24 protein-coding genes and 1 pseudogene are annotated in these 19650 nt (G+C 39.4%); 16 read left to right on the top strand and 9 right to left on the bottom strand.

Going from position 1 to position 19650, the window contains the following annotated elements; translation table 11 throughout:
* Positions 1–171 precede the first annotated feature (171 nt).
* The 5 genes from QMG11_RS19310 (at position 172) to QMG11_RS19290 (ending at position 3027) form a co-directional block, all read left to right on the top strand.
* A complete protein-coding gene (locus QMG11_RS19310; protein WP_281837985.1) occupies positions 172–588 on the top strand; it encodes a hypothetical protein in 417 nt (138 codons plus the stop codon).
* 68 nt (positions 589–656) lie between these two features.
* Positions 657–917: a hypothetical protein gene (locus QMG11_RS19305; RefSeq protein ID WP_281837984.1), complete on the top strand. Its 261-nt coding sequence runs from the start codon at positions 657–659 to the stop codon at positions 915–917.
* Between the two features lie 319 nt (positions 918–1236).
* Positions 1237–1437, top strand: coding sequence for a cold-shock protein (locus QMG11_RS19300; protein ID WP_281837982.1), 201 nt, complete (start codon positions 1237–1239; stop codon positions 1435–1437).
* Between the two features lie 599 nt (positions 1438–2036).
* Positions 2037–2237, top strand: coding sequence for a cold-shock protein (locus QMG11_RS19295; protein ID WP_281837980.1), 201 nt, complete (start codon positions 2037–2039; stop codon positions 2235–2237).
* A 589-nt stretch (positions 2238–2826) separates the two neighbouring features.
* On the top strand, positions 2827–3027 hold the full coding sequence (locus QMG11_RS19290; RefSeq protein ID WP_281837979.1) for a cold-shock protein: 201 nt from the start codon (positions 2827–2829) through the stop codon (positions 3025–3027).
* Positions 3028–3145: 118 nt separating this feature from the next.
* Here the strand turns inward: QMG11_RS19290 and QMG11_RS19285 are convergent, their stop codons facing one another.
* The gene (locus QMG11_RS19285; RefSeq protein ID WP_281837977.1) at positions 3146–3769 is read right to left on the bottom strand and encodes a CDGSH iron-sulfur domain-containing protein; all 624 of its coding nucleotides are present in this window, start codon (positions 3767–3769) and stop codon (positions 3146–3148) included.
* A 188-nt stretch (positions 3770–3957) separates the two neighbouring features.
* Here QMG11_RS19285 and QMG11_RS19280 point away from each other — a divergent pair, with 188 nt between their 5' ends.
* Positions 3958–4737 carry a transporter substrate-binding domain-containing protein gene (locus tag QMG11_RS19280; protein ID WP_281837975.1) on the top strand — a complete coding sequence of 260 codons (780 nt, stop codon included), beginning with the start codon at positions 3958–3960 and terminating at the stop codon, positions 4735–4737.
* An 87-nt stretch (positions 4738–4824) separates the two neighbouring features.
* A complete protein-coding gene (locus tag QMG11_RS19275; protein WP_281837973.1) occupies positions 4825–5319 on the top strand; it encodes a Crp/Fnr family transcriptional regulator in 495 nt (164 codons plus the stop codon).
* A gap of 102 nt (positions 5320–5421) precedes the next feature.
* Here the strand turns inward: QMG11_RS19275 and QMG11_RS19270 are convergent, their stop codons facing one another.
* Complete coding sequence (locus QMG11_RS19270) at positions 5422–5721, bottom strand: hypothetical protein (RefSeq protein ID WP_281837971.1); 300 nt, start codon at positions 5719–5721, stop codon at positions 5422–5424.
* Between the two features lie 502 nt (positions 5722–6223).
* On the opposite strand from QMG11_RS19270, the gene QMG11_RS19265 reads away from it, so the two are divergent.
* On the top strand, positions 6224–7696 hold the full coding sequence (locus tag QMG11_RS19265) for an alanine/glycine:cation symporter family protein (protein ID WP_281837969.1): 1473 nt from the start codon (positions 6224–6226) through the stop codon (positions 7694–7696).
* 225 nt (positions 7697–7921) lie between these two features.
* Positions 7922–8545 carry a copper homeostasis protein CutC gene (locus QMG11_RS19260; RefSeq protein ID WP_281837967.1) on the top strand — a complete coding sequence of 208 codons (624 nt, stop codon included), beginning with the start codon at positions 7922–7924 and terminating at the stop codon, positions 8543–8545.
* A 109-nt stretch (positions 8546–8654) separates the two neighbouring features.
* Here the strand turns inward: QMG11_RS19260 and QMG11_RS19255 are convergent, their stop codons facing one another.
* Positions 8655–9557 carry a leucine-rich repeat domain-containing protein gene (locus QMG11_RS19255; RefSeq protein ID WP_281837965.1) on the bottom strand — a complete coding sequence of 301 codons (903 nt, stop codon included), beginning with the start codon at positions 9555–9557 and terminating at the stop codon, positions 8655–8657.
* A 286-nt stretch (positions 9558–9843) separates the two neighbouring features.
* On the opposite strand from QMG11_RS19255, the gene QMG11_RS19250 reads away from it, so the two are divergent.
* Positions 9844–10035: a hypothetical protein gene (locus tag QMG11_RS19250; RefSeq protein WP_281837963.1), complete on the top strand. Its 192-nt coding sequence runs from the start codon at positions 9844–9846 to the stop codon at positions 10033–10035.
* Between the two features lie 80 nt (positions 10036–10115).
* On the opposite strand, the gene QMG11_RS19245 is transcribed toward QMG11_RS19250, so the two are convergent.
* Complete coding sequence (locus QMG11_RS19245) at positions 10116–10277, bottom strand: hypothetical protein (RefSeq protein WP_281837961.1); 162 nt, start codon at positions 10275–10277, stop codon at positions 10116–10118.
* Positions 10278–10427: 150 nt separating this feature from the next.
* On the opposite strand from QMG11_RS19245, the gene QMG11_RS19240 reads away from it, so the two are divergent.
* The 3 genes from QMG11_RS19240 (at position 10428) to QMG11_RS19230 (ending at position 12315) form a co-directional block, all read left to right on the top strand.
* On the top strand, positions 10428–10769 hold the full coding sequence (locus QMG11_RS19240) for a hypothetical protein (RefSeq protein WP_281837959.1): 342 nt from the start codon (positions 10428–10430) through the stop codon (positions 10767–10769).
* A 187-nt stretch (positions 10770–10956) separates the two neighbouring features.
* Positions 10957–11373 carry a hypothetical protein gene (locus tag QMG11_RS19235; RefSeq protein WP_281837957.1) on the top strand — a complete coding sequence of 139 codons (417 nt, stop codon included), beginning with the start codon at positions 10957–10959 and terminating at the stop codon, positions 11371–11373.
* Between the two features lie 141 nt (positions 11374–11514).
* Positions 11515–12315 carry a GNAT family N-acetyltransferase gene (locus QMG11_RS19230; protein WP_281837955.1) on the top strand — a complete coding sequence of 267 codons (801 nt, stop codon included), beginning with the start codon at positions 11515–11517 and terminating at the stop codon, positions 12313–12315.
* Between the two features lie 359 nt (positions 12316–12674).
* Here the strand turns inward: QMG11_RS19230 and QMG11_RS19225 are convergent, their stop codons facing one another.
* Together QMG11_RS19225 and QMG11_RS19220 are read right to left on the bottom strand one after the other, a co-directional pair.
* On the bottom strand, positions 12675–13349 hold the full coding sequence (locus QMG11_RS19225; protein ID WP_281837953.1) for a Crp/Fnr family transcriptional regulator: 675 nt from the start codon (positions 13347–13349) through the stop codon (positions 12675–12677).
* A gap of 274 nt (positions 13350–13623) precedes the next feature.
* The gene (locus tag QMG11_RS19220) at positions 13624–13884 is read right to left on the bottom strand and encodes a hypothetical protein (protein ID WP_281837951.1); all 261 of its coding nucleotides are present in this window, start codon (positions 13882–13884) and stop codon (positions 13624–13626) included.
* 514 nt (positions 13885–14398) lie between these two features.
* Here QMG11_RS19220 and QMG11_RS19215 point away from each other — a divergent pair.
* Positions 14399–15433 carry a hypothetical protein gene (locus QMG11_RS19215; protein ID WP_281837949.1) on the top strand — a complete coding sequence of 345 codons (1035 nt, stop codon included), beginning with the start codon at positions 14399–14401 and terminating at the stop codon, positions 15431–15433.
* Positions 15434–15684: 251 nt separating this feature from the next.
* Positions 15685–15990 carry a MarR family transcriptional regulator gene (locus QMG11_RS19210; protein WP_281837947.1) on the top strand — a complete coding sequence of 102 codons (306 nt, stop codon included), beginning with the start codon at positions 15685–15687 and terminating at the stop codon, positions 15988–15990.
* 105 nt (positions 15991–16095) lie between these two features.
* On the opposite strand, the gene QMG11_RS19205 is transcribed toward QMG11_RS19210, so the two are convergent.
* Positions 16096–17454: an MATE family efflux transporter gene (locus tag QMG11_RS19205; protein WP_281837945.1), complete on the bottom strand. Its 1359-nt coding sequence runs from the start codon at positions 17452–17454 to the stop codon at positions 16096–16098.
* Positions 17441–18100 carry a CatB-related O-acetyltransferase gene (locus tag QMG11_RS19200; protein WP_281837943.1) on the bottom strand — a complete coding sequence of 220 codons (660 nt, stop codon included), beginning with the start codon at positions 18098–18100 and terminating at the stop codon, positions 17441–17443. The genes QMG11_RS19205 and QMG11_RS19200 overlap by 14 nt, the downstream gene beginning before the upstream one ends.
* Before the next feature lie 107 nt (positions 18101–18207).
* Between QMG11_RS19200 and QMG11_RS19195 the strand changes: the two genes are divergently transcribed.
* Entirely contained in the window at positions 18208–19023 is an 816-nt protein-coding gene (locus tag QMG11_RS19195; RefSeq protein ID WP_281837941.1) for a MerR family DNA-binding transcriptional regulator, read from the top strand.
* Positions 19024–19495: 472 nt separating this feature from the next.
* Here the strand turns inward: QMG11_RS19195 and QMG11_RS19190 are convergent.
* A pseudogene (locus tag QMG11_RS19190) lies at positions 19496–19650 on the bottom strand (SPFH domain-containing protein); the annotation flags it as partial.

Below are 19650 nucleotides of genomic sequence, written 5' to 3'. Positions count from 1 at the left end.
TAGTTTGAGGTATATACATTACTGGTCATATCCTTTCGAGTAGAATTTTGTGTGGTAACTCAATTATTACTCTATATTGGATATGATTTTTAATTTTTTGTGAATTACTTTTGCAACACTCTATTAAAAGAAGATAAACCTGTTGCACAAATTTTAGTTTGGGGAGTGGTTATGAAAAGAAAACTAGTATTAATAGCTCTGCTGTTTTTAATCTTAAAAAGCTTAAGCTTTGGTTCTATGGAAGAATTTACTATAAAATCCAAGGGTAAATATACCCTTGCTGACAGTCCTAAGATAAATATTGTGATGCCCAGGAATTACCTTACAGAAGGTGAGCTGAAGGTATTCATTGGGAAGGTGCAGAGGTCCTACTACAGAGTGATGAAGTTTCTGGACATAGAGGAGGTGGAGGAGAAGAGATATATCACCCTTGTAAAGGGAAGCTATATCTCCAACAAAGGTGGAAACACCATAGCCCTCTCCTATGTAAAGGTTAACAGATCTCCCTATACCGACGAGCTTGTTCATGCTATGACAAATATTGAGATCAGGAAAATGGAATCCCCAACTGGCTCTATGAGGGGATAGCCATCTATATAAATAATCTCTACAATAAAGATCTCTCAGCTCAAAACTATGGAGAGGATATTCATAGGATGGCAGGAAAGATGATAGACAGGAAGGAGTTCCAGGAGGTACTCTCCCTCCATGACAGGTATAAGTGGGCTAGTTCAGAGGCGGACTTAAGGAGAGCTTTCTATATCTTTTCAGGCTCCCTCTCTAGGTATATCCTTGGAGGAGACGGGAAGGATTACTTCATGGACCTATATAGAAATAAGGGAATGGAGTGGCTTCAAGCAGATGAAGGAAAAAAGATCTATGGAGAGTGGATCTCATTCATAAAAAGAGGCAGTTAATCAGATCCTCGGCCTCCTAATTAATAAGAGAGGAGTCTCTTTATGACTTCAAAGACACAGGTATAATAGTTATTATCTCGTTTCAGGGGCAATAAAGAAAAGACCTTCCTGAATTCATTAAAATTACTGAATTTTAGTAAGATCCATATAAAAAGTTTGACAATTACCAGGTAAACTGATATACTTATGTTCTGGATTAAAGGATTTATAAAGTTTCTAATTTTAGTAGATGTTATATTTTTTATAAAATATCATTGAGAGTTAGTTATGGATATTAAGAACTTCTATCCTGAAAAAAATATTTTATGGAGGTATAACAATGGCAAACGGAATAGTTAAGTGGTTCAATGGAGAAAAAGGATTCGGATTCATCACATCTGAGGAAGGAAAGGACGTATTCGTACACTTCTCTGAGATCAACAAGCCTGGATTCAAGACACTTGAAGAGAACGAAGAAGTAACTTTCGAAATTACTGAAGGTGCAAAAGGTCCTCAAGCTTCAAACGTAACACCTAGATAATTAACTTATCAGTAAAGCCTGCTAGTTTAGCAGGCTTTTTTAATACACTTTTTCTAGATAAAAACAAAAAAAGCTGCCCGAATGGCAGCTCTTCCTGTTTTATTTTATGGTATAACGTTAACGGAAATAATATTATATCACCTTTTATAAAAAATTTAAAGACATTTCCTTATATTTTCAATCAACTTTTTATTTATGGGGGCTACACCCTCTTTTCATCCTCATACAGCTCCTCTATATTTTCAAAGGTACCCTCAAAAATATCTATACTTTAAGATACCCCTCCTCAGAAGTATTTAACACCTTACTTGAAAAGCACCGGCTTTCCCCTTAATCTTCACAGGGGCTTCCTAGTTTCCTTGTAAACCAAACAAGCAAAAAACCTTCTCTGAATTCACTAAAATTACTGAAATCAAGTAAGCTATCTACAAAAAGTTTGACAAATCTCCCCATAGCTGATATACTTTAGTTCTGGATTAAAGGATTTATAAAGTTTCTAATTTTAGTGTATGTTATATTTTTTATAAAATATCATTGAGAGTTAGTTATGGATATTAAGAACTTCTATCCTGAAAAAAATATTTTATGGAGGTATAACAATGGCAAACGGAATAGTTAAGTGGTTCAATGGAGAAAAAGGATTCGGATTTATCACATCTGAGGAGGGGAAGGACATATTCGTACACTTCTCTGAGATCAACAAGCCTGGATTCAAGACTCTTGAGGAGAACGAAGAAGTAACTTTCGAAATCACTGAAGGTGCTAAAGGTCCTCAAGCTTCAAACGTAACACCTAGATAGTCAATAGACATCTTAAGCCTGCTAAGTTAGCAGGCTTTTTTAATACCTTATTTTGCACAAAACAAAAAAAGCTGTCCCAATGACAGCTCTTTTCCTTTTATTTTATGGTATAACGTTAACGGAAATAACATTATATCACCTTTTCTAAAAATTTAAAAGGTGTTTCCTTATATTTTTAATCAACTTTTTATTTATGGGGGTTCTAGTCCCTTTATAATCTCACAGATCCTCCTTCCCTTCTAAGGGATAGAAGAATATCTATAGCTCCAGATTTTCCTCCTCTGATATATTTCATACCCTATTCAAAACCAATGGCTTTCCCTAAACCTTCCCAAAGATTTACTGACCCCATTGCAGACTCAATAGATAAAAAGCACCCTCAATCTTCTAAAAATTCATGAAGTTAAGTAAGTTTATTTTAAAAAGTTTGACAATGACCCCAATAACTGATATAATTTAGTTCTGGATTAAAGGATTTATAAAGTTTCTAATTTTTGTGTATGTTATATTTTTATAAAATATCATTGAGAGTTAGATATGGATATTAAGAACTTCTATCCTGAAAAAAATATTTTATGGAGGTATAACAATGGTAAACGGAACAGTTAAATGGTTCAACGGAGAAAAAGGATTTGGATTCATCACATCTGAGGAAGGAAAGGACGTATTCGTACACTTCTCTGAGATCAACAAGCCTGGATTCAAGACTCTTGAGGAGAACGAAGAAGTAACTTTCGAAATCACTGAAGGTGCTAAAGGTCCTCAAGCTTCAAACGTAACACCTAGATAATTAACTTATCAGTAAAGCCTGCTAATTCAGCAGGCTTTTTTTATTTTTTATCTAAGAAAAGGAGCTTGCGCCCAGGCAGCTCCTTCTTAATTCTTTAAAATCCCCATACTTTAAAGGGCTATCCCTTAAACTCTACATCTATATGGGAACCGTCGCAGAAGGGCTTATTTTTAGATCTGCCACACCTGCAGAGGGCATAGTGGTTTGTAGTTACAAGGTTTTTATCTGACTCCAGGTCATCCTTTAACTCCACATCCCCCTGTACATGAAGGGGACCGTCCCTTGTAACGATTATCTTCTGCTCCTCGGTCCAGGAATCTTCATGTTTCCCCTCTAGGGTATAGCTCAAAGCTCCCGAGGGACACTTCTTTACTATAGCGATAATAGCTTCTATGTCATCGCTCCCGTCTGGGACTATCCATGGATCTGTATTTGAGAGGAATACCCCCTCCATATTACAGGTACCATGGCTGCTGCATATATGTCTGTTGTCGTGCACTGTAATCTTCTTTCCTATATAGTCCCTTGTTCCCTTCTTATCCTCGGACTCCCTCTCCCCAATAAAACCTATCTTTCCGTGAGTCCCGTCGCAAAATGGCTTATTTTCAGATTTTCCGCACCTGCAAAGAGATACTACCCTGGGAGTTTCAATCTTACCTCTATCCTCGTCTACTATCTCTGTATCCACCACTGTATAGGGACCATACTTGGTAAAAACTATCTCACCCTTATCCTTCTTCATAGAAACCTCCTCAGCATCTTCTTCAATTCTTTTCAAAAATATCTATAGTTCATTTCAATGGATGATGATTATTTCCTCTAAGGGGTAATACTTTTTAGGTCATAATTAAGTAAAATTTCACAAACAGAGATTTATTTTTATTAATTTGTATGGTAATTAACTAATAACTTAATTAAAAGGGGGACACTATGAAAAAAATCTTTGTTATTCTACTTACCTTATCTGTCTTTTTAACTGCTCTTGCTGACCGGGAGGAGTTTGTGGTTGGAATGGAGCTTGAATTTCCACCCTTTGAAACAATTGATAACCAGGGAAACCCTTCAGGTGTAAGCGTGGAACTTTCAAGACTCCTCAGCGAGGAACTAGGACAGGATCTTCGGATAGAAAATATCTCCTATTCTGGCCTTATTCCCGCCCTTCTCTCTGGAAAGATAGATGCCATAATCTCATCCATGGGGATAAATGAGAGCAGAGCCAGAAAGGTGGATTTCTCAGATCCCTATGCATTTTCACCCCTTGTACTCCTTGCATACAAGGATTCTTCTGTAAAATCTCCAGAGGATCTTAATAACTCAGATGTTAAGATTGCAGTGAGAACTGGAACTATCGGTTACCTGTGGGCTGCTAAAAATGCTCATAAAGCTGAGGTTAAACTCTTTGATAAGGAGAGTCAGGCTGTTATGGAGGTAGCTCAGGGAAAGGTGGATGTCTTTATCTATGATCCTCAGTCGGTGGTAAGAAGACACAAGAAGTATCCAGATACAACAAGGGTAATTATGGATCCCCTTCCTGGAGTAGGAGGATGGGGAGTGGCTGTTCAGAAGGGAAATACCCAGCTTCTGGAAAAGATAAATAACTTTATCCAGAGAGCCAAGGGCGATGGAACCTTTGACGAGATCAGGGAGAAATACCTAAAGGAGGAGGCTAAGGTCTTTGAGGAGGAAACTGGTTTAAACTACTTCTTCTAAGGTAGATCCTCTATACACTGCATCTAAAGAAGGAAAGAACAGGATGTGGTTGAATGATATATATAGCTGTTAATAAGGAGGTGTCCCATGAAAACTCTAGCTCCCCTCTACGATGTAGAAACTATAGTCCCTATTCTGAGTAAGATCTCCATCTTCGGAGGCCTAAACGACACTCAGCTCTATAAGATCTTCAGGCTTCTTCAGAGAGTGAGTTATAAAAACCTGGACTATGTCTTCAGGCAGGGAGATGCTCCTACCCATATCTATATAATAATCAAGGGGAATGTAAGGATGCTCCATGAGATAGAGGGAAATAACTATCAGCTCTTTGAGTTTGGTCCTGGAAACTGTATCGGTGAGGATTCAGTTATCGGTATCCAGCCCCATACCCTCTCGGCAGTGGCCATAGGGGATGTGGATCTGGCTGTAATTCCAAAGAAGTCGCTCCTGGACCTCTATAAGACGGACAGCAATATATTTACCCTGCTTATCCTGAATATCGCCAGGGAGCTCTCAAGACGTCTGAAGTCAACCGACAACCTCCTTCTCCACTATATCGACAAGAGATCTCACCCCTACTAATAGGTTAAGGGGTTAAGAATAACAATTTAATTTCCATAATAAATTAAAAAAGCCGGAGGTGTCCCTCCGGTTTTCTTGACTTTCTATAACACTCCTAAGTCTTTACTGAAAATTCATCTGTGCATGCCACTTCCCCTCCCTCACAGGTCCGGTGGCTGTTAGATATATACCCGAGATGGAACGACCATTTACCGAGATGGTTCCGTGGTAGAAGGTGAGATCTCCAGGCTTATATCTCTCGATATACACCTTATCCCCAGCATAGTGAACTATGATCTTCTCCTGACTTTCACAGTGGATAAACTTTTGATTGTCCTTGCCTCCCTCATCGTCCCTGTTCCATTGCTCATGGTGATTCCCCACAGTAACATCCCAGTTTTTAGAATTTTGCGGTTTCGTCATAGTTACTCCTCCTTTTATCCATTCTCTATCATATAAAAAGTATAGTTTACTCAAATCTTCGATCCCCACCAGATATGAACTTCCTCACCTGCACAACCTCCCCTTACCTTTAATTACCACAAATCAACTCTCACTCCTACATAAAATTTAAGTTTATCTTCCGACAAATATCCGCTATATGGTTTCTTGCCTGAGTGTCCCCATGCGCTTTTCAACTTGAAAACCCTAGGCTCCATTATCTTCTTCCCTGAAACCCTAAAGCCCCTCCATAGGCGAGATTAATTTTAAGGGCTCATATAAATACCTCAAAATAATTTAAAAAAAAGAAATTTCCTAAATGCTGGTATAGTTGTATTGTGGAGCACAGAACATTTGATAACTGAACAACACCTAAGAGATCCACTCTATTTCGTTCCATTGTTATAGCTGGTAAAGCTATAAGTGTATGGTAAGTACACACGGAAGATAAAAACACTATATTTGAAATTAAGGAGGGTATTTTATGGGTCAGTTTATTGGTTTTCTTAACAACCTTATCTGGAGCCCGGTGCTGGTTTATCTGCTTCTGGCAACGGGACTTTACTTTACCTTTGCCACGCGGTTTATGCAGGTCCGACACCTGAAGGACATGGTCAAACTTCTATTTGGTGGACAGGAATCGGAACAAGGGGTTTCCTCATTCCAAGCCTTTGCCCTTGCAGTTTCAGGGCGGGTAGGTACTGGTAATATTGCAGGAGTAGCAACAGCCATTGCTCTAGGTGGTCCTGGAGCTCTCTTCTGGATGTGGACCATTGCATTCCTGGGAGCAGGTTCAGCCTTTGTGGAAGCTGCTCTGGCTCAGATATACAAGGTAGAGATAGACAGTCTCTATCGTGGGGGACCATCCTACTACATTGAAAAGGGACTGGGGATGAAGTGGTACGCTGTACTCTTTGCTATCTCCTCGGTAGTGGCAATGGGATTCTTCCTTCCGGGAGTTCAGTCCAATAGTATTGCTACCAGTGTAAATACAGCCTTTGGTATCAGCCCGTATATTACAGGAGCTGTTATCGTTGTTCTTCTAGCTACCATTATCTTCGGTGGAGTTCACCGTATGGGTAAGGCGGCTGAGATCTTAGTTCCATTTATGGCAGGTGCCTATATTCTTCTTGCCCTTGTTATAATCGTCATCAATATTAACCAGCTTCCAGCTGTTATCGCTCTTATCTTCAAGAGTGCCTTTGGTGTAGATGCAGCCTTTGGTGGTATATTGGGTATGGCTATTTCATGGGGTGTTAAGCGTGGTATCTACTCCAACGAAGCTGGACAGGGTACTGGTCCAATGGCAGCCGGTGCTGCTGAGGTTTCTCATCCAGCTAAGCAGGGTCTGGTTCAGGCCTTCTCAGTATATGTGGACACCCTCTTTGTGTGTAGTGCTACAGGGTTTATGATCCTCCTTACAGGAGCATACAACGTTCAGGATAAGGCCGGTAACTTCATCGTTGAAAATATTCCAGGAGTAGAGTATGGACCTGCATACACTCAGATGGCAGTGGACTCCCTCATGCCTGGTTTTGGTAGTAAATTTGTGGCCATTGCCCTCTTCCTCTTTGCCTTTACAACCCTGATGGCTTACTACTACTATGCTGAGACATGTATCCTCTACCTGTTTAAAGCGGGGCACCACCATAAGATCGTTATCAACTTCATGAGGTTTGCCCTTCTAGGTGCTATCTACTACGGTGCTGTAAGAACAGCTTCCCTTGCATGGGCTATGGGTGACGTAGGAGTTGGACTCATGGCATGGTTGAATATCATAGCTATCATTCTCCTTCGAAAGCCGGCTCTCCAGAGCCTCAAGGACTATGAGGAACAGATGGACAAGGGTATCGATCCTCAGTACGATTCTACGAAACTCGGAGTAAAAAATGCAGACTTCTGGGCTGGAGGATATAAGCACCACCCAGATTACAAGAAGCACCATCACAACATATAAATATAAAGCTGCCGGCATCATGCCGGCACTTTTTTTGTCTGTAGAAGGTCAGCTTATTAAGAAAAAACTTACCTTGATCTCTCAGGCTATTTCACCTATAATCCACTTATAGTTATCATTGACACTGGGGGTTAATATACTGGGATAGGCCCTCAGAACCTTGAAAAGCTGTGAAGATAATTTATATTATAACAGAGCAAAGGTATTTAAATAGGGAGGATTAAGATGATAAGGGAAGCCTGTGTGGGGAGCTATATAGAAGCCAAGAGAGCAGAGGAGGCTGGGGCTGGGAGGATTGAGCTCTGTGATAACCTTTTCCAGGGAGGGACCACCCCCTCCTATGGAACAGTTAAAAAGGCACTGGAAGAGATAAGGATTCCTGTCCTGGTTATGGTAAGGCCCAGGGGAGGAGATTTCTGCTATTCCTCCCAGGAGGTGGAGATCATGATAGAGAATATCAGGCTCTTCAGGAGTATGGGAGTAGGGGGAGTTGTTTTGGGAGTTCTCACAAAAGATAAAAAGATCGACTATCCCCTCCTAAAAAGGCTCCTTGGAGAGTGCAGTGGGATGGAGGTGACCTTCCATAAGGCCATAGATGAGGTGGAGGCTCCAGTTGTAGAAGTGGAGAAACTGGCAGAGATGAAGGTTACAAGAATCCTCACCTCTGGGAAAGCACCCACAGCACTGGAGGGAGAGGCTATTCTCAATGAGATGCTTATAGCTGCTGGAGAGAGGATAGAGATCGTTGTTGCTGGAGGAGTAACAGAAGGAAATTTGGATCTTGTAAGATCTAGGATTCCTGCTACAGAGTTCCATGGAAGGCGGATAGTGGGGGACCTCACTATATAGGAGGATTTAGGAGCTCTTCCTCCTTCATAAAAGGAGTAAATTAAAAGAGAGTGCATAGGATGCACTCTCTTTTAACTTTTTATTGAACTTTATTAACATCTAAAACTATTTAATCTATAAACTCAACATACCAGTTAGTAGATTTTATCTCATCCACTACACTCTCATACTCCCTGCTCCTTGTAACTGGATTGGCATGCATCCCCACAATGAGGACATTCTTCAGCTCCAGTTCAGAGAAAGCTTCCTTAAATCCCGACATTGTATCTATCTGATTGTTGTCCAGCCTCAGTTCCTTCAGACTATGGGGAAACTTCACCCTCTCTAGGCTGGTTATCTTATTGTTATTGAAGTAAAGGTGGGTAAGGCTCTCCAGGTTACTGAAATCTATCCCCTCTAAGGTCTCTATCTCATTTTCAGTGAAATCAATCCTTCCCAGTTGATCCAGATACCTGAAGTCTGCGTCTATGAGGCTGCTTATCCTGTTGTTCTCAAGGTGCAGAACCGTAAGGTTGTCTGGAAACTTTATCCCCTCTAAACTCTCTATTCCATTCCCGCTGAGGTCCAGATGGGTCAGCCTCTTAAGGCTAATAAACTCCACTTCCTTCAGATCCTTGATCTCATTATCCCCAAGAACAAGGACCTCCAGCTTACCTAGCTTGGAAAGGTCTATCCCCTCTAGGGAATCTATTCTGTTTCCCTGAAGGTTTAGGGTGGTGAGGTTCACTAGTTCCTCTATACCCTCAAGGCTCTCTATCCCCCTCCCCTGGGCATCGAGGGAAACTATCTTTCTCATCTCATCTATCCTAAGATTATCTATAGTTGAAAACTGATAACCCGACTGCCGGTCTATCTCCTCCCAGATTACACTCCTGAGGTTTTTATCCTTAATTAATCCTCCATCCCTTACACCTTCTTCTGAAACACCATTGATCTCCCTTCCCGTAGCTGCTATCGTTCCAGCAAACATAAAAAATATCATTAAGATTATCCTTAAGGTAGCATTTTTCATTTTTTATCCCCCTCCCACCTATAACTGTTTCAGCTTTCGGTAGATGTAAAGTATCTTTTTAATTTCCTTGTCATCTGTAATGCCTCATATCTATAATATACACTTACTCTCTCATTTTCTTTCAAGAACAATGAATACTTTATAAGTTTTTTCACCTATGGACCTATATAGGAATAGACCCATCCGATTTTCAATAATTAAGAAAAAGTTAATTGGAAGAGATTATTATTTCTATAGGGAATTTAAGGGGTTATTTATAGAGGTGTGGAAGGAGGTGTAGAGAAAAGTGAAAATCTTTGATAAATATGAGAAGGTAGAGGGTTACAAGGCCCAGTGGCAGGAGGGAAAGGACACCTTTGAAATCTTCTATAGAGGAAACTTTTGTTTGGAGGGAGTAATCTTTCCTGGAGAAACCTTTGAGGAGAAGGCTGAGAGGGATATACTGACCCTCCTAGAGGCAAAGGATGCCGAGGATTAAAAATTTCCATCTATAGATGAGTAACTAAAAAACTTTAGAATAAAAAAAGCAGTGTAAACCTGCTTTTAACTTATTTCCCTCTAATCAGTTGCTACATCCACCGCCTTCCCGGCCACATCTGTTACTATATCCACCCCAGTAAGGGCAACATCTACCGCTGTAGTTGCTGCTTTTACTGGAAGCTTCACCAGGGCGCATCCGGATAAAATAAGCATCCCAAGGGACATTATTAAAACTCTCATTGTATACCTCCAACTTCTATTTAACCTTCAGATCCTACCACTTTTCTCTGAAAGGTTTGCGACATTTGACGCATTTAGTAAAATCTCCTTTACTGGCTTACCTTGGAGATATTGAAATAAAGAATGAGAAATATATCATGGAGAGAGAGAATGAATAAATTACAAGGGATAGATAAAAGCAGCGACACATTAAATAAGGTATTCTGTGCCCTGAAGGAAGTGGGCTTCGAAAAACTCATCATCCTGAGCAATAGAGGCTCCCATACCTACTCTAAGTGCAGGATACTAAGCATCGGAGAAAAAATTGTAATAGAAAGCGAGAGGGGAGAAGTTCTTATTTACCTTAAAGATATTAGATATGCAAGGCTCTCCTATAGAAACGCCGTATGTCTCTTTGAAGCATCTGAAAGAGGAGACCGGGAGTACAGGGCTGAGAACTGGTTTCTCATGAATGGAGATCAGTACAGGGAATTTTCTATAAGAATCGGTTAAAAACCTACCCTTCTGCAATTGTCCTTTAAAATGATTGGCTTGCTGAAATACTTTAAAGACTAGCATAAAATAGCCGGGATTTTGCCTGGCTATTTCTTATATTTAAATAGATTTTATAGGATTATTTTATTCACTATAGAACAATATAGATATAGTTACCTTTGTATGAATTGGAGGGAGATAGCCCATGAAAAAAACTTTAACTATTCTAGGAGGCTCAATCTTGTTACTGCTCCTGCTCTTTACCGGTATGAGAAGATTTTTTTACGGCGGATACAACTATTATGGAAACCCAATGATCAGGCCTGGATATTACAGGGGTCACATGATGGGGTATGGCCGCTACGGAGATGAATATATGCATATGGATATAACCTCTGAGGAGTGGAAGAACTATATTAAGGTCAGGGAAGAGAAGCTGAGATTGTATAGTAAATATGGACTGGATATAAGTAAAAAGCAGCTTGAATTAGATGCTGAACTACTAAAGGATGAGCCAGACTGGGAGAGGGTCCAAAAGATCAACGATGAGATCGCCCTGCTGGAATCTCAGATCAAAACAGAGATGCTGAAGAAAAGGTATGAAGGTTTTAAGGATCAGTAAGCTTTATTTCTGTTGGAATAAATATTGAGCTGCTACTTCACCACTGCACCTTTGCTCATTCAAGCAATTTTTTACTCCCTTCGATTATAGGGGATGAATTGTAGATATAATCCGTGCAGAAAAAAGAAGGGAATAGGGACGATGTTAGAAGTAAAAACAAGAGAATTTAAAAATCACCTTAAAGATTTTATTCATTTTTCAGACGTAATAGCCATTGAAGCAATTCTCAGGGGAGGCTCCAAGGGTCAGCTTTATATTAATAACTTAAAGAAACCAGAAGCTCTGGTTATTTGGAATGAATTTGATGGTTTCTATGTATCCCTTTCAAATGACCGGTTTTTAAAATACGTGCGTGACATTATAGTTGATGCACTTAAGAATAACACCCGCGGATCAACTGAATTTGTAATTTATATTGATAAAAAGTATGATAATCAAGTTGCTCAGATTATTCCTTCAGATGAATATAGTAAACTGAAGGTCCTCTTTTATACTACTGATAATTTTTTAAGAAGTGGACAATCCCTTGGAAATATTCCGGTAAAAGAAATCAAATATTTTACAGACATTAACTCATATATGGGATTTGAAAAACTCAGAGAAGTTATTGAATCAACTTGGACCTCCTATGAGGTATTCAAGGTATATGGAGAAGGCCTTGTTGCAATCAATGAAAATAATAAGCAAATAATAGGTTACTGCATATCGGAACATGCAACAAAAAGTTCCATTGAATTTAGTATTGAAGTAGAAGAATCATATCAGAGGCAGGGAATTGGCTTTGAGCTTGGACAGAGGATGGTGAAAATCTGCAAGAGTATTGATAAACGTCCTTGTTGGTATTGTACCGGTGACAATGTTGCTTCTATGAAGCTGGCTGAAAAGTTAGGTCTAGAGTTAAAATCAAGCTTTCATGTCTGGTATTTCGATTCAGGTAAGTAGCATAAAATACCTATCTTACAGATAACACCTGTAGGTAGCCAAACCGGAGAACTATCCCCTACCATTATATATTCTTAACAGCAATTTTTAATTAAAAAAAGAGGTGGGGGCACCTCTTTTTTACCTTCAATGAAGGATTTGGGGGGATTTACTTTAACTGTATAGTTGAACAGCTAGGAGTATACTATATTAAATATCAGGATATAACACAATAGTTAAATTAGTTAACTACTGTGAAAGCCTTCCATTACCTGCTTTAACTTCCCCGTCTCCTGTAAAAACTTAAAACTTGTACTCTGCAGACCCTTATCTTTCTTCAAAGTGTGAGTAGAGTTCTTCAGAGACTCTCTCTTCTATGATCAATGAGTAAATTTTTTCTTATACTCCTCTAATCCCTCTCTATCCTTCAATACCACGCATCCCTCCCTATACTCAATAAATCCCCCTTCATATAACTTCTTTAGAGCCCTTTGGAGGCTTCTCTGGTTTAAGTTTAATATTTCAGCCCTCTCCCTGCTGCTGTTAATATTTCTGATTTCATCCCGTTCCAGAGATCTTATTACAAACTCCTCCGTTGAACAGATACTCTTGGATAGAAAGTACTGGGACATCTTGTAGTGGCTCCTCAAACTTAAGTGAACTATCTTATCCAACACTTTAGCCTTTATACTGGACTCTAAGTTCAGCTCATCTACTCTCTCAAAGGGGAAGAACAGGATAATTGAATCTGTTTTTGCAACTATATCCATATCTATCTCAAGTACACTTCTCTCATACTCCTCATACTTTTTTATTAAAGACAGGTTGATCCCTGCAATATCTCCTCTTGTATGGTTGATATAAAACTCTCCCCCCTCCTTTGTATATATTATACGCTGAACACGCCCCTCAGCAATGTATATGGAACCGTTTCTCTTTATCTCATCGTTGAAGATTATATCTTCCCTCTCTAACCTATAGATCTTAACAAACCTTTCAAAGGAAGTTCCTATTAACTCCACCAAGCCAAGCTCCCTTAATGCCTCTCCAATCACTTCCAACTCCTCCTCTATTAAATATATCTGTCAAGATATAGACGTCAAGATCCTGTAAATGGTTTAAAAAATAAGAACTTTAATTTGATCATCTATATTCTTTTGATCGAAAGTTGAAGGATTACAGAATAAGTTCCTTCCTACCTTTACAATTTTCATACTTAAAGAGAGAGCTTCCTCTATCCTAAAGGGTGACAAACTTTTTCCACCACTAAAAGAGACACTCGTCAGAGTGCCTCTCTTAGAGATAACTGCCATAGCTTAGATCCCTTTCCTATTTGTTTTCAGAGCCCCTGTCCATATCATCCAGTTCCCTGTGGAAGTCTGAATATTTTTTTATATTTTCCTCCCTTTCACTTTCAAGCTTTTCCCTAGCTATGCTGTACTCCTCTGGGGTTAACTTGCTCATCCGTTCCTGATACTCTCTATTCTCCCTTCCTACTTCTTCCAGCTCCCTTCTTCCCCTGTACTCATAGTCCCTTCCCAGAGAGGCAACACTTACCAACAGTAATCCAGTTAAAATCAGGTTTTTCATAATCACAACCTCCTTTTTCATATAATAGATCAGTACTAAGATAGGCTCATTATACTCTTAGAGACTAGGATACGAAGGACACTTGTCGCCCTCAAGATCTTTTCTAAATCACACTTCGATAACCTAATAGAATCATCCTATGTCTGCACAAATTTTATCTCCTTTCAGTTGAAGGATTGATACAGTAAAGCCCCTTTCCATATACAACATCTTTAAAATAAAATACAATCGCGACACTTGTCCTTAGAAGTTGGCAATGAGAATTGCAAAATAAAAAAGAACTCGATGCCTTTCTTGAATTTTTTTGAGCAAAAGTAGGCCTACAAAGTTTCACTTCCTGGGTAAAACCATTAGATGATTATTGGTAGTTTTGACCAGCTATATATCCATTGAAGACCAAACCCCATTGAGATATTGCTAAATTTTAAAAGTTGCCTGCTATAAAGAGATTTATAAAATCTACCACTTTGCAGGTGGTAGGTTATACCAACATAGATCAAAAGGAGAGTATTATATGAGAAAAAAAGTAACACTACTAACAGTTATCCTATTAATAACAGGAAGTGCCACCTTTGCAGAAGAGGAAGGCTCAGCAGGGGATGAGAAAAGGTGGACCCTTAAGACAGGTATTCACCACCTGGAAAGGCAGCAGGGAAGACAGACTGGAAGAGTCTATAACGACGGATACCCTGGGGCAGATGACCTCTTTGAAGATGGGGATGTCACCTCCTTCTTTACAAGCATCGGTTACGCCTTCAATGAGAAGTGGGCCATGGACTATAAGTATTCATATGACTATATCAATAACAATGAAAGATATGGTAGGGGAAGCGATAAGGACAGCGGGCAGTATATCAATCATACAGCCAGACTCATAAGAACCTTTGAACAGTTTGCCCTGGGAGGTTATCGGTGGGATTCCAGTATATGGATCGGAGGAAGGAACTACAGGGAATCCAGTATAGAGAAGGACGGAGAATATCAATACCTGGGATTCTCATCAAATAGATTTTTAGCCAATGCCAACATGAATACCGACCTCTCCCACAAAACTCACCTAGATTTAAACTACTACTATCAGTTTAGAGATTATGACTATGATGACGGTATTCAGAGATCCAACCAGCACAGACACTATATCAGCACCAGGATAGATCATAGCTTCACCGATTCATGGTCTCTCTCTCTGGATAACACCCTCTACCTGAGGCAGGAGGTAGGAGAGTCAAGGAACTATGGAGAATGGGATTACTACTATACCCTAGAGCACAACTATACCCTTGCAGCTGGCTATAATCTAAACACAGAATTCACTGCCTGGGGTGAGGTTAGTCTCTGGGAGAAGGGTAGCAGACAGGTGGATGATCACAACCAGGCTGAATTAATCTTTATGCCCAAGATTCAGAGAACCTACAGGCTTGCAGACGATATGAATATCTCTGCTTATATTGGAGCTGGCTATGTATATGGCTACGATACCAGAACAAACAGAAAGATGTATTCTGGCTTTGAGGGAAGGCTTGGTGCAGTTTACAGCTACAACTTTTAAAAACATTTAATCCATATGGGCAACCTCTGCCTTAAGATCCTTCTCCTTGCTGATAGAAGCTATATATTAAAGGGCAGGAGGAGGATCATTTTATGGTTTCACCATAACTTCCCCTAGAGTAGGCACCCTAACTTTATCTTTTCCTAAATTTATAAAATATAAAGAAAGGTTAATAGTTTTTTAATGATCCCATGATATATTAGCCAATCATAATAGGAGTGGTTGTTTACCTAGGGGAAGAAAGGAGGATTATGGATATAAATTTACTGTTAAAACTGGAAAAACATGTATTTGATGAAGCTAAGGAGAGCAGGGGGCTCACGAGGAAGGATATAGTTATATTGTCCTATATAAAATCAAATAAGTTTGTTAAGCAGATGACTCTTAGAGATGAGTGTAGGTTAGACAGGGGAGTGGTCAGCAGAAGAGTTAATAGGCTAGTAGAAAAGGGGTATATAGAGGTGCAGGACAGGTTTCTACTCCTCACACCCCTTGCATTTTTAATTGTGTGCAGATATGAAAATATAATATCCGATATATTGGAGGGTTTATTATAGGCTGCTCTTCATAGAAAAAAGGGCTGCTGCACTATTGAGAGTACTCTCTGATTCTGCAGCAGCCCTTTCTGTAGAAATTCTGTTTTAAACTTAAAAAAATTCTTCTTAAGCCCTTACTATCTGTGACTTTTCCTCCCTGTTAAGGTTGCCTTTAGCCTTCCAAAAAATAACCCCAGTAAAGATAAGGGCTAAGAGATCTGCAACAACCTGGCTATAAATTACCCCGTAAAACCCAAGTAACCTTGGGAGGATTATAATGCAAGGGGCAAGAAATATCCCCTGCCTGGAAATAGAGAGAATAAAAGCCTCCCTCGCCCTTCCCAAAGCCTGAAAAAGTGTAGTTATAATAATTTGAAAGCTATTTGCTGCAAATACTATCATAACTCCCTTAAGTATTTTAACTCCTATACCAACTACCCCTGGATCGGTGCTGAAGACCTCCAAAATAGGTCGGGCAAATGAAATAAATAATACAGATAAACCCAGTGAAAAAAGATTAGCTATCTTTATGGTATAAAATAAAGCTTCCCTTACCCGGTGGTAATTCCTGGCACCGAAGTTATAGGCAACTATAGGCTGAAAGGCCTGGGCTATTCCAAAGAGTACAAATGTTCCCAGGGACAGCATCCTGCAAACAATGCCAAAGGCTGCTACTGCTTCATCTCCATAGGGGCTGCATGCCCCATTGATAAAAGCCAGGGCCACTCCACCCAGACACTGCCTGATAAATGAGGGTAATCCCACCTTCAAAATTTTACTGTATATCTCTCTATTAATGTAAAAATTCCACAGAGAAAAAACTAATTTACCCTTACAGCTCCAATAGTAATTAAATAGAAATACAGTGGAAAATATTTGAGAGATAAGAGTGGCTACTGCAGCCCCTGCAACTCCCATTTTAAAGACAAACATAAATAATGGGTCCAAAGCCATATTTATTGAAACTCCGAGAATTATTGCAATCATACTATACCTTGTGCTACCCTCGGCCCTTATAAAGTTATTCAGTGCCATGCCTGTGATGGCAAAGGGTGCCCCTATAACTATATATTTCATGTAGTTGGTCCCATGAGCCATTATAGTAGGTGAGGCTCCAAGAGCCCTTACAATATCCTCTAAAAAAACTGTCCCAGTAAAACTTAAAATTATCCCTATTATAATAGAAGTAACCGTTGCAACAACTAGAACCTTCTCTGCATACCTCTCCCTTCCTTCACCCAGTAGCCTGGAGATATATGCTCCTCCTCCAATACCAAATGTCTGCCCTATAGCAGCTACTATAAAAAATAATGGAAAGGATATCGTCACAGCTCCTATAGCCCCCGAATCCCCTAAAAGTCCCACAAAAAATGTGTCTACAATATTATATATGGCATTAACCAACATTGCTGTTATAGCAGGGATTGATAGTTTTTTTAGCAGTTTAGGAATAGGTATCTCTCCCAGAAGATCAGCACTTTTCATCCCTTAATCCTCCCAGTATTTCATTCTCATAAAATTTCTCTAACTTCTTTAGATCTCTGCTCTGAAGGATCTCCATCCCCCTCTCAATATCTTCCTCCTTCCAGTTCCACCAGGATACTCTTTGAAGGATAGAGACTTCCTCTAGAGTATATCTCTCCTTTATAACCTTAGCTGGATTTCCTCCCACAACGGTATATGGAGGTATATCCTTTGTAACAACACTTCTCGCTGCTACCACAGCACCATCTCCTATCTTAACTCCAGGCATTACCATAGCTTCCATACCTATCCATACATCATTACCTACTACAGTGTCTCCCTTGGATTCATATGCTTTTTTTGATGTCCCCTTAAAGGGATATACCGTTACCCAGTCCATTCTGTGGGTGTGGTTTCCTCCAAGGAGAAATACAGCTCCGCTTGCAATACTGCAGTACTTCCCTATCCTTAGTTTATCAGGTTCCCACAAAAGTGTTGCCAGTTCCCTATCCTCCTCTCTTCCATAGAGGTACCTAACGTTAAATTCCTCAAATTTTTTACCTCCCTGATAGTAGGCTGAGTAATAGGTCCCCTCTCCCACTTCAATATTTTCATTTGTTACCTCATCCTTGATGATCCTTGTATAAAACCAGTGATTTTTCTCCATCGATATCTCCTCCTAATCTTTTATATTTTCATTCTAAACTTTACCCTAGGTTAAAGTTGAAGAGTTTTTTTGAATTTTATGTTAAAATACCTTTAAGAGGTGATTTTATGAAAGATTTTATGAAGATAGGAGAGTTTGCCAAGATTTTAAATACTTCTACCAAGACCCTGAGACACTATGAATCCCTTGGGATCTTTAAGCCTGCCTACAAGGACCCCCTCACAGGATACAGATACTATAATAGAAGTCAGCTAAAGGAGGGATATGCCCTTCTGTCTCTAAAAAGTTCTGGCATACCACTGAAAGAAATGAGTAAAGCTCTCTCCAGGGAAAAGCTAATTAAACTATTTTCTGAAGCCTCCATGAAGTTAGAGGATGAAATTGTACGTTTAAATAAATTAAAAGAATCGGTAGATAGTAGGTTAAACTCTCTGAGGGAGGTTTCTCCTGAAAAGGAGGAGATGATAATAGAGATAAAGGAGCTACCAGAAAGAAGCTATCTTGTTCTTGAATTCCCCCCTATAACTGAAATAGGCAGTCCTAAACTTTATGAAAAAGCTCTGGAACTGGATAAGATAATTTACTATCACAAGCTGCCCTTTATATTTAAAGGGGCCCTTCTCTCCCTCCAGGCACTGAGGGAGGACAGCTATTCCTGCCATGCTCTTATATACCAGGTTAAAAAAACAAAAGGTATCTCTTCAAACCCTATCTATATCTCTGAGCCTGGAAGATATCTTTGTTTAAAGTATGCAGGAGATACCAAGTTAAAAAATGAAGCTGCTATGCAGGCTCTAAATAACTACATTATAGAAAAGTCCCTAGTCCCTACGGGGGAGGTAATAGGTTTCTCCCATCTGGGAGCCCACACCAGCTCCTATGAAGATGAGTATTACAGCGAGATCCAGGTAAAGATCAAATAGCCTTTAGAGGTTTAATTAAAGAATTGTACATAAAAAAGTCCAGGGAATCTCCCTGGACTTTTAAATTATTATCATTTTATTACCATTCACTTTTCTCTATCTTAGATTAAGCTAAGATTTTCCTCTGTTTTAAGTTCGAAGATATGACATTTCTCCATGTCGAACCAGAATCAATATTTTTTTTCATATCTTTGTATGTCTTTATTTATAGGCACTTTTAATTACCTTATATCCTTCATAGTGGTGTTTTTTATCGTTTTTTAATATTTTTATTGTCACTCAACCTGATTCAATACCTCTAGCAACTTCTCATTAGAAGAAGGGTAAAGATGAGAGTATGTGTTGAGCGTCATATCTACTTTAGCATGCCCTAGACGCTTTGATATTGCTAATGGGTTAACTTCTGCATTAATCAAGAGGCTGGTTACTCAGTATCTACTTTTGCCCTAACTTCTATCTTTTTCTATCACCACTACTCTTTTATACTACCCTTACTTACAGCTGTAAATGCTGTAGCTATATTAGCCACAGACTGAAGCTCCGATGGAATGATTATCTTGGTAGCCTTACCATCTGCTACCTTCTCAAAGGCTTCCATAGCCTTAAGAGACAATACTTCCTTACTTG

Source organism: Propionigenium maris DSM 9537, assembly GCF_027925155.1.
Taxonomy (GTDB): Bacteria; Fusobacteriota; Fusobacteriia; order Fusobacteriales; family Fusobacteriaceae; genus Propionigenium; species Propionigenium maris.
Note: the sequence above shows the minus strand (reverse complement) of the source record. Positions and strands in the feature narration are given on the sequence as shown.

Bases quoted from the DNA above. Each gene is read 5' to 3' on its own strand.
- QMG11_RS19260 (WP_281837967.1), top strand. From the start codon at position 7,922: ATGATAAGGGAAGCCTGTGTGGGGAGCTATATAGAAGCCAAGAGAGCA.
- QMG11_RS19205 (WP_281837945.1), bottom strand. From the start codon at position 17,454: ATGAAAAGTGCTGATCTTCTGGGAGAGATACCTATTCCTAAACTGCTA.
- QMG11_RS19230 (WP_281837955.1), top strand. From the start codon at position 11,515: ATGTTAGAAGTAAAAACAAGAGAATTTAAAAATCACCTTAAAGATTTT.
- QMG11_RS19195 (WP_281837941.1), top strand. From the start codon at position 18,208: ATGAAAGATTTTATGAAGATAGGAGAGTTTGCCAAGATTTTAAATACT.
- QMG11_RS19310 (WP_281837985.1), top strand. From the start codon at position 172: ATGAAAAGAAAACTAGTATTAATAGCTCTGCTGTTTTTAATCTTAAAA.
- QMG11_RS19240 (WP_281837959.1), top strand. From the start codon at position 10,428: ATGAATAAATTACAAGGGATAGATAAAAGCAGCGACACATTAAATAAG.
- QMG11_RS19255 (WP_281837965.1), bottom strand. From the start codon at position 9,557: ATGAAAAATGCTACCTTAAGGATAATCTTAATGATATTTTTTATGTTT.
- QMG11_RS19305 (WP_281837984.1), top strand. From the start codon at position 657: ATGGCAGGAAAGATGATAGACAGGAAGGAGTTCCAGGAGGTACTCTCC.
- QMG11_RS19210 (WP_281837947.1), top strand. From the start codon at position 15,685: ATGGATATAAATTTACTGTTAAAACTGGAAAAACATGTATTTGATGAA.
- QMG11_RS19275 (WP_281837973.1), top strand. From the start codon at position 4,825: ATGAAAACTCTAGCTCCCCTCTACGATGTAGAAACTATAGTCCCTATT.
- QMG11_RS19295 (WP_281837980.1), top strand. From the start codon at position 2,037: ATGGCAAACGGAATAGTTAAGTGGTTCAATGGAGAAAAAGGATTCGGA.
- QMG11_RS19215 (WP_281837949.1), top strand. From the start codon at position 14,399: ATGAGAAAAAAAGTAACACTACTAACAGTTATCCTATTAATAACAGGA.
- QMG11_RS19220 (WP_281837951.1), bottom strand. From the start codon at position 13,884: ATGAAAAACCTGATTTTAACTGGATTACTGTTGGTAAGTGTTGCCTCT.
- QMG11_RS19280 (WP_281837975.1), top strand. From the start codon at position 3,958: ATGAAAAAAATCTTTGTTATTCTACTTACCTTATCTGTCTTTTTAACT.
- QMG11_RS19245 (WP_281837961.1), bottom strand. From the start codon at position 10,277: ATGAGAGTTTTAATAATGTCCCTTGGGATGCTTATTTTATCCGGATGC.
- QMG11_RS19290 (WP_281837979.1), top strand. From the start codon at position 2,827: ATGGTAAACGGAACAGTTAAATGGTTCAACGGAGAAAAAGGATTTGGA.
- QMG11_RS19285 (WP_281837977.1), bottom strand. From the start codon at position 3,769: ATGAAGAAGGATAAGGGTGAGATAGTTTTTACCAAGTATGGTCCCTAT.
- QMG11_RS19265 (WP_281837969.1), top strand. From the start codon at position 6,224: ATGGGTCAGTTTATTGGTTTTCTTAACAACCTTATCTGGAGCCCGGTG.
- QMG11_RS19270 (WP_281837971.1), bottom strand. From the start codon at position 5,721: ATGACGAAACCGCAAAATTCTAAAAACTGGGATGTTACTGTGGGGAAT.
- QMG11_RS19235 (WP_281837957.1), top strand. From the start codon at position 10,957: ATGAAAAAAACTTTAACTATTCTAGGAGGCTCAATCTTGTTACTGCTC.
- QMG11_RS19200 (WP_281837943.1), bottom strand. From the start codon at position 18,100: ATGGAGAAAAATCACTGGTTTTATACAAGGATCATCAAGGATGAGGTA.
- QMG11_RS19300 (WP_281837982.1), top strand. From the start codon at position 1,237: ATGGCAAACGGAATAGTTAAGTGGTTCAATGGAGAAAAAGGATTCGGA.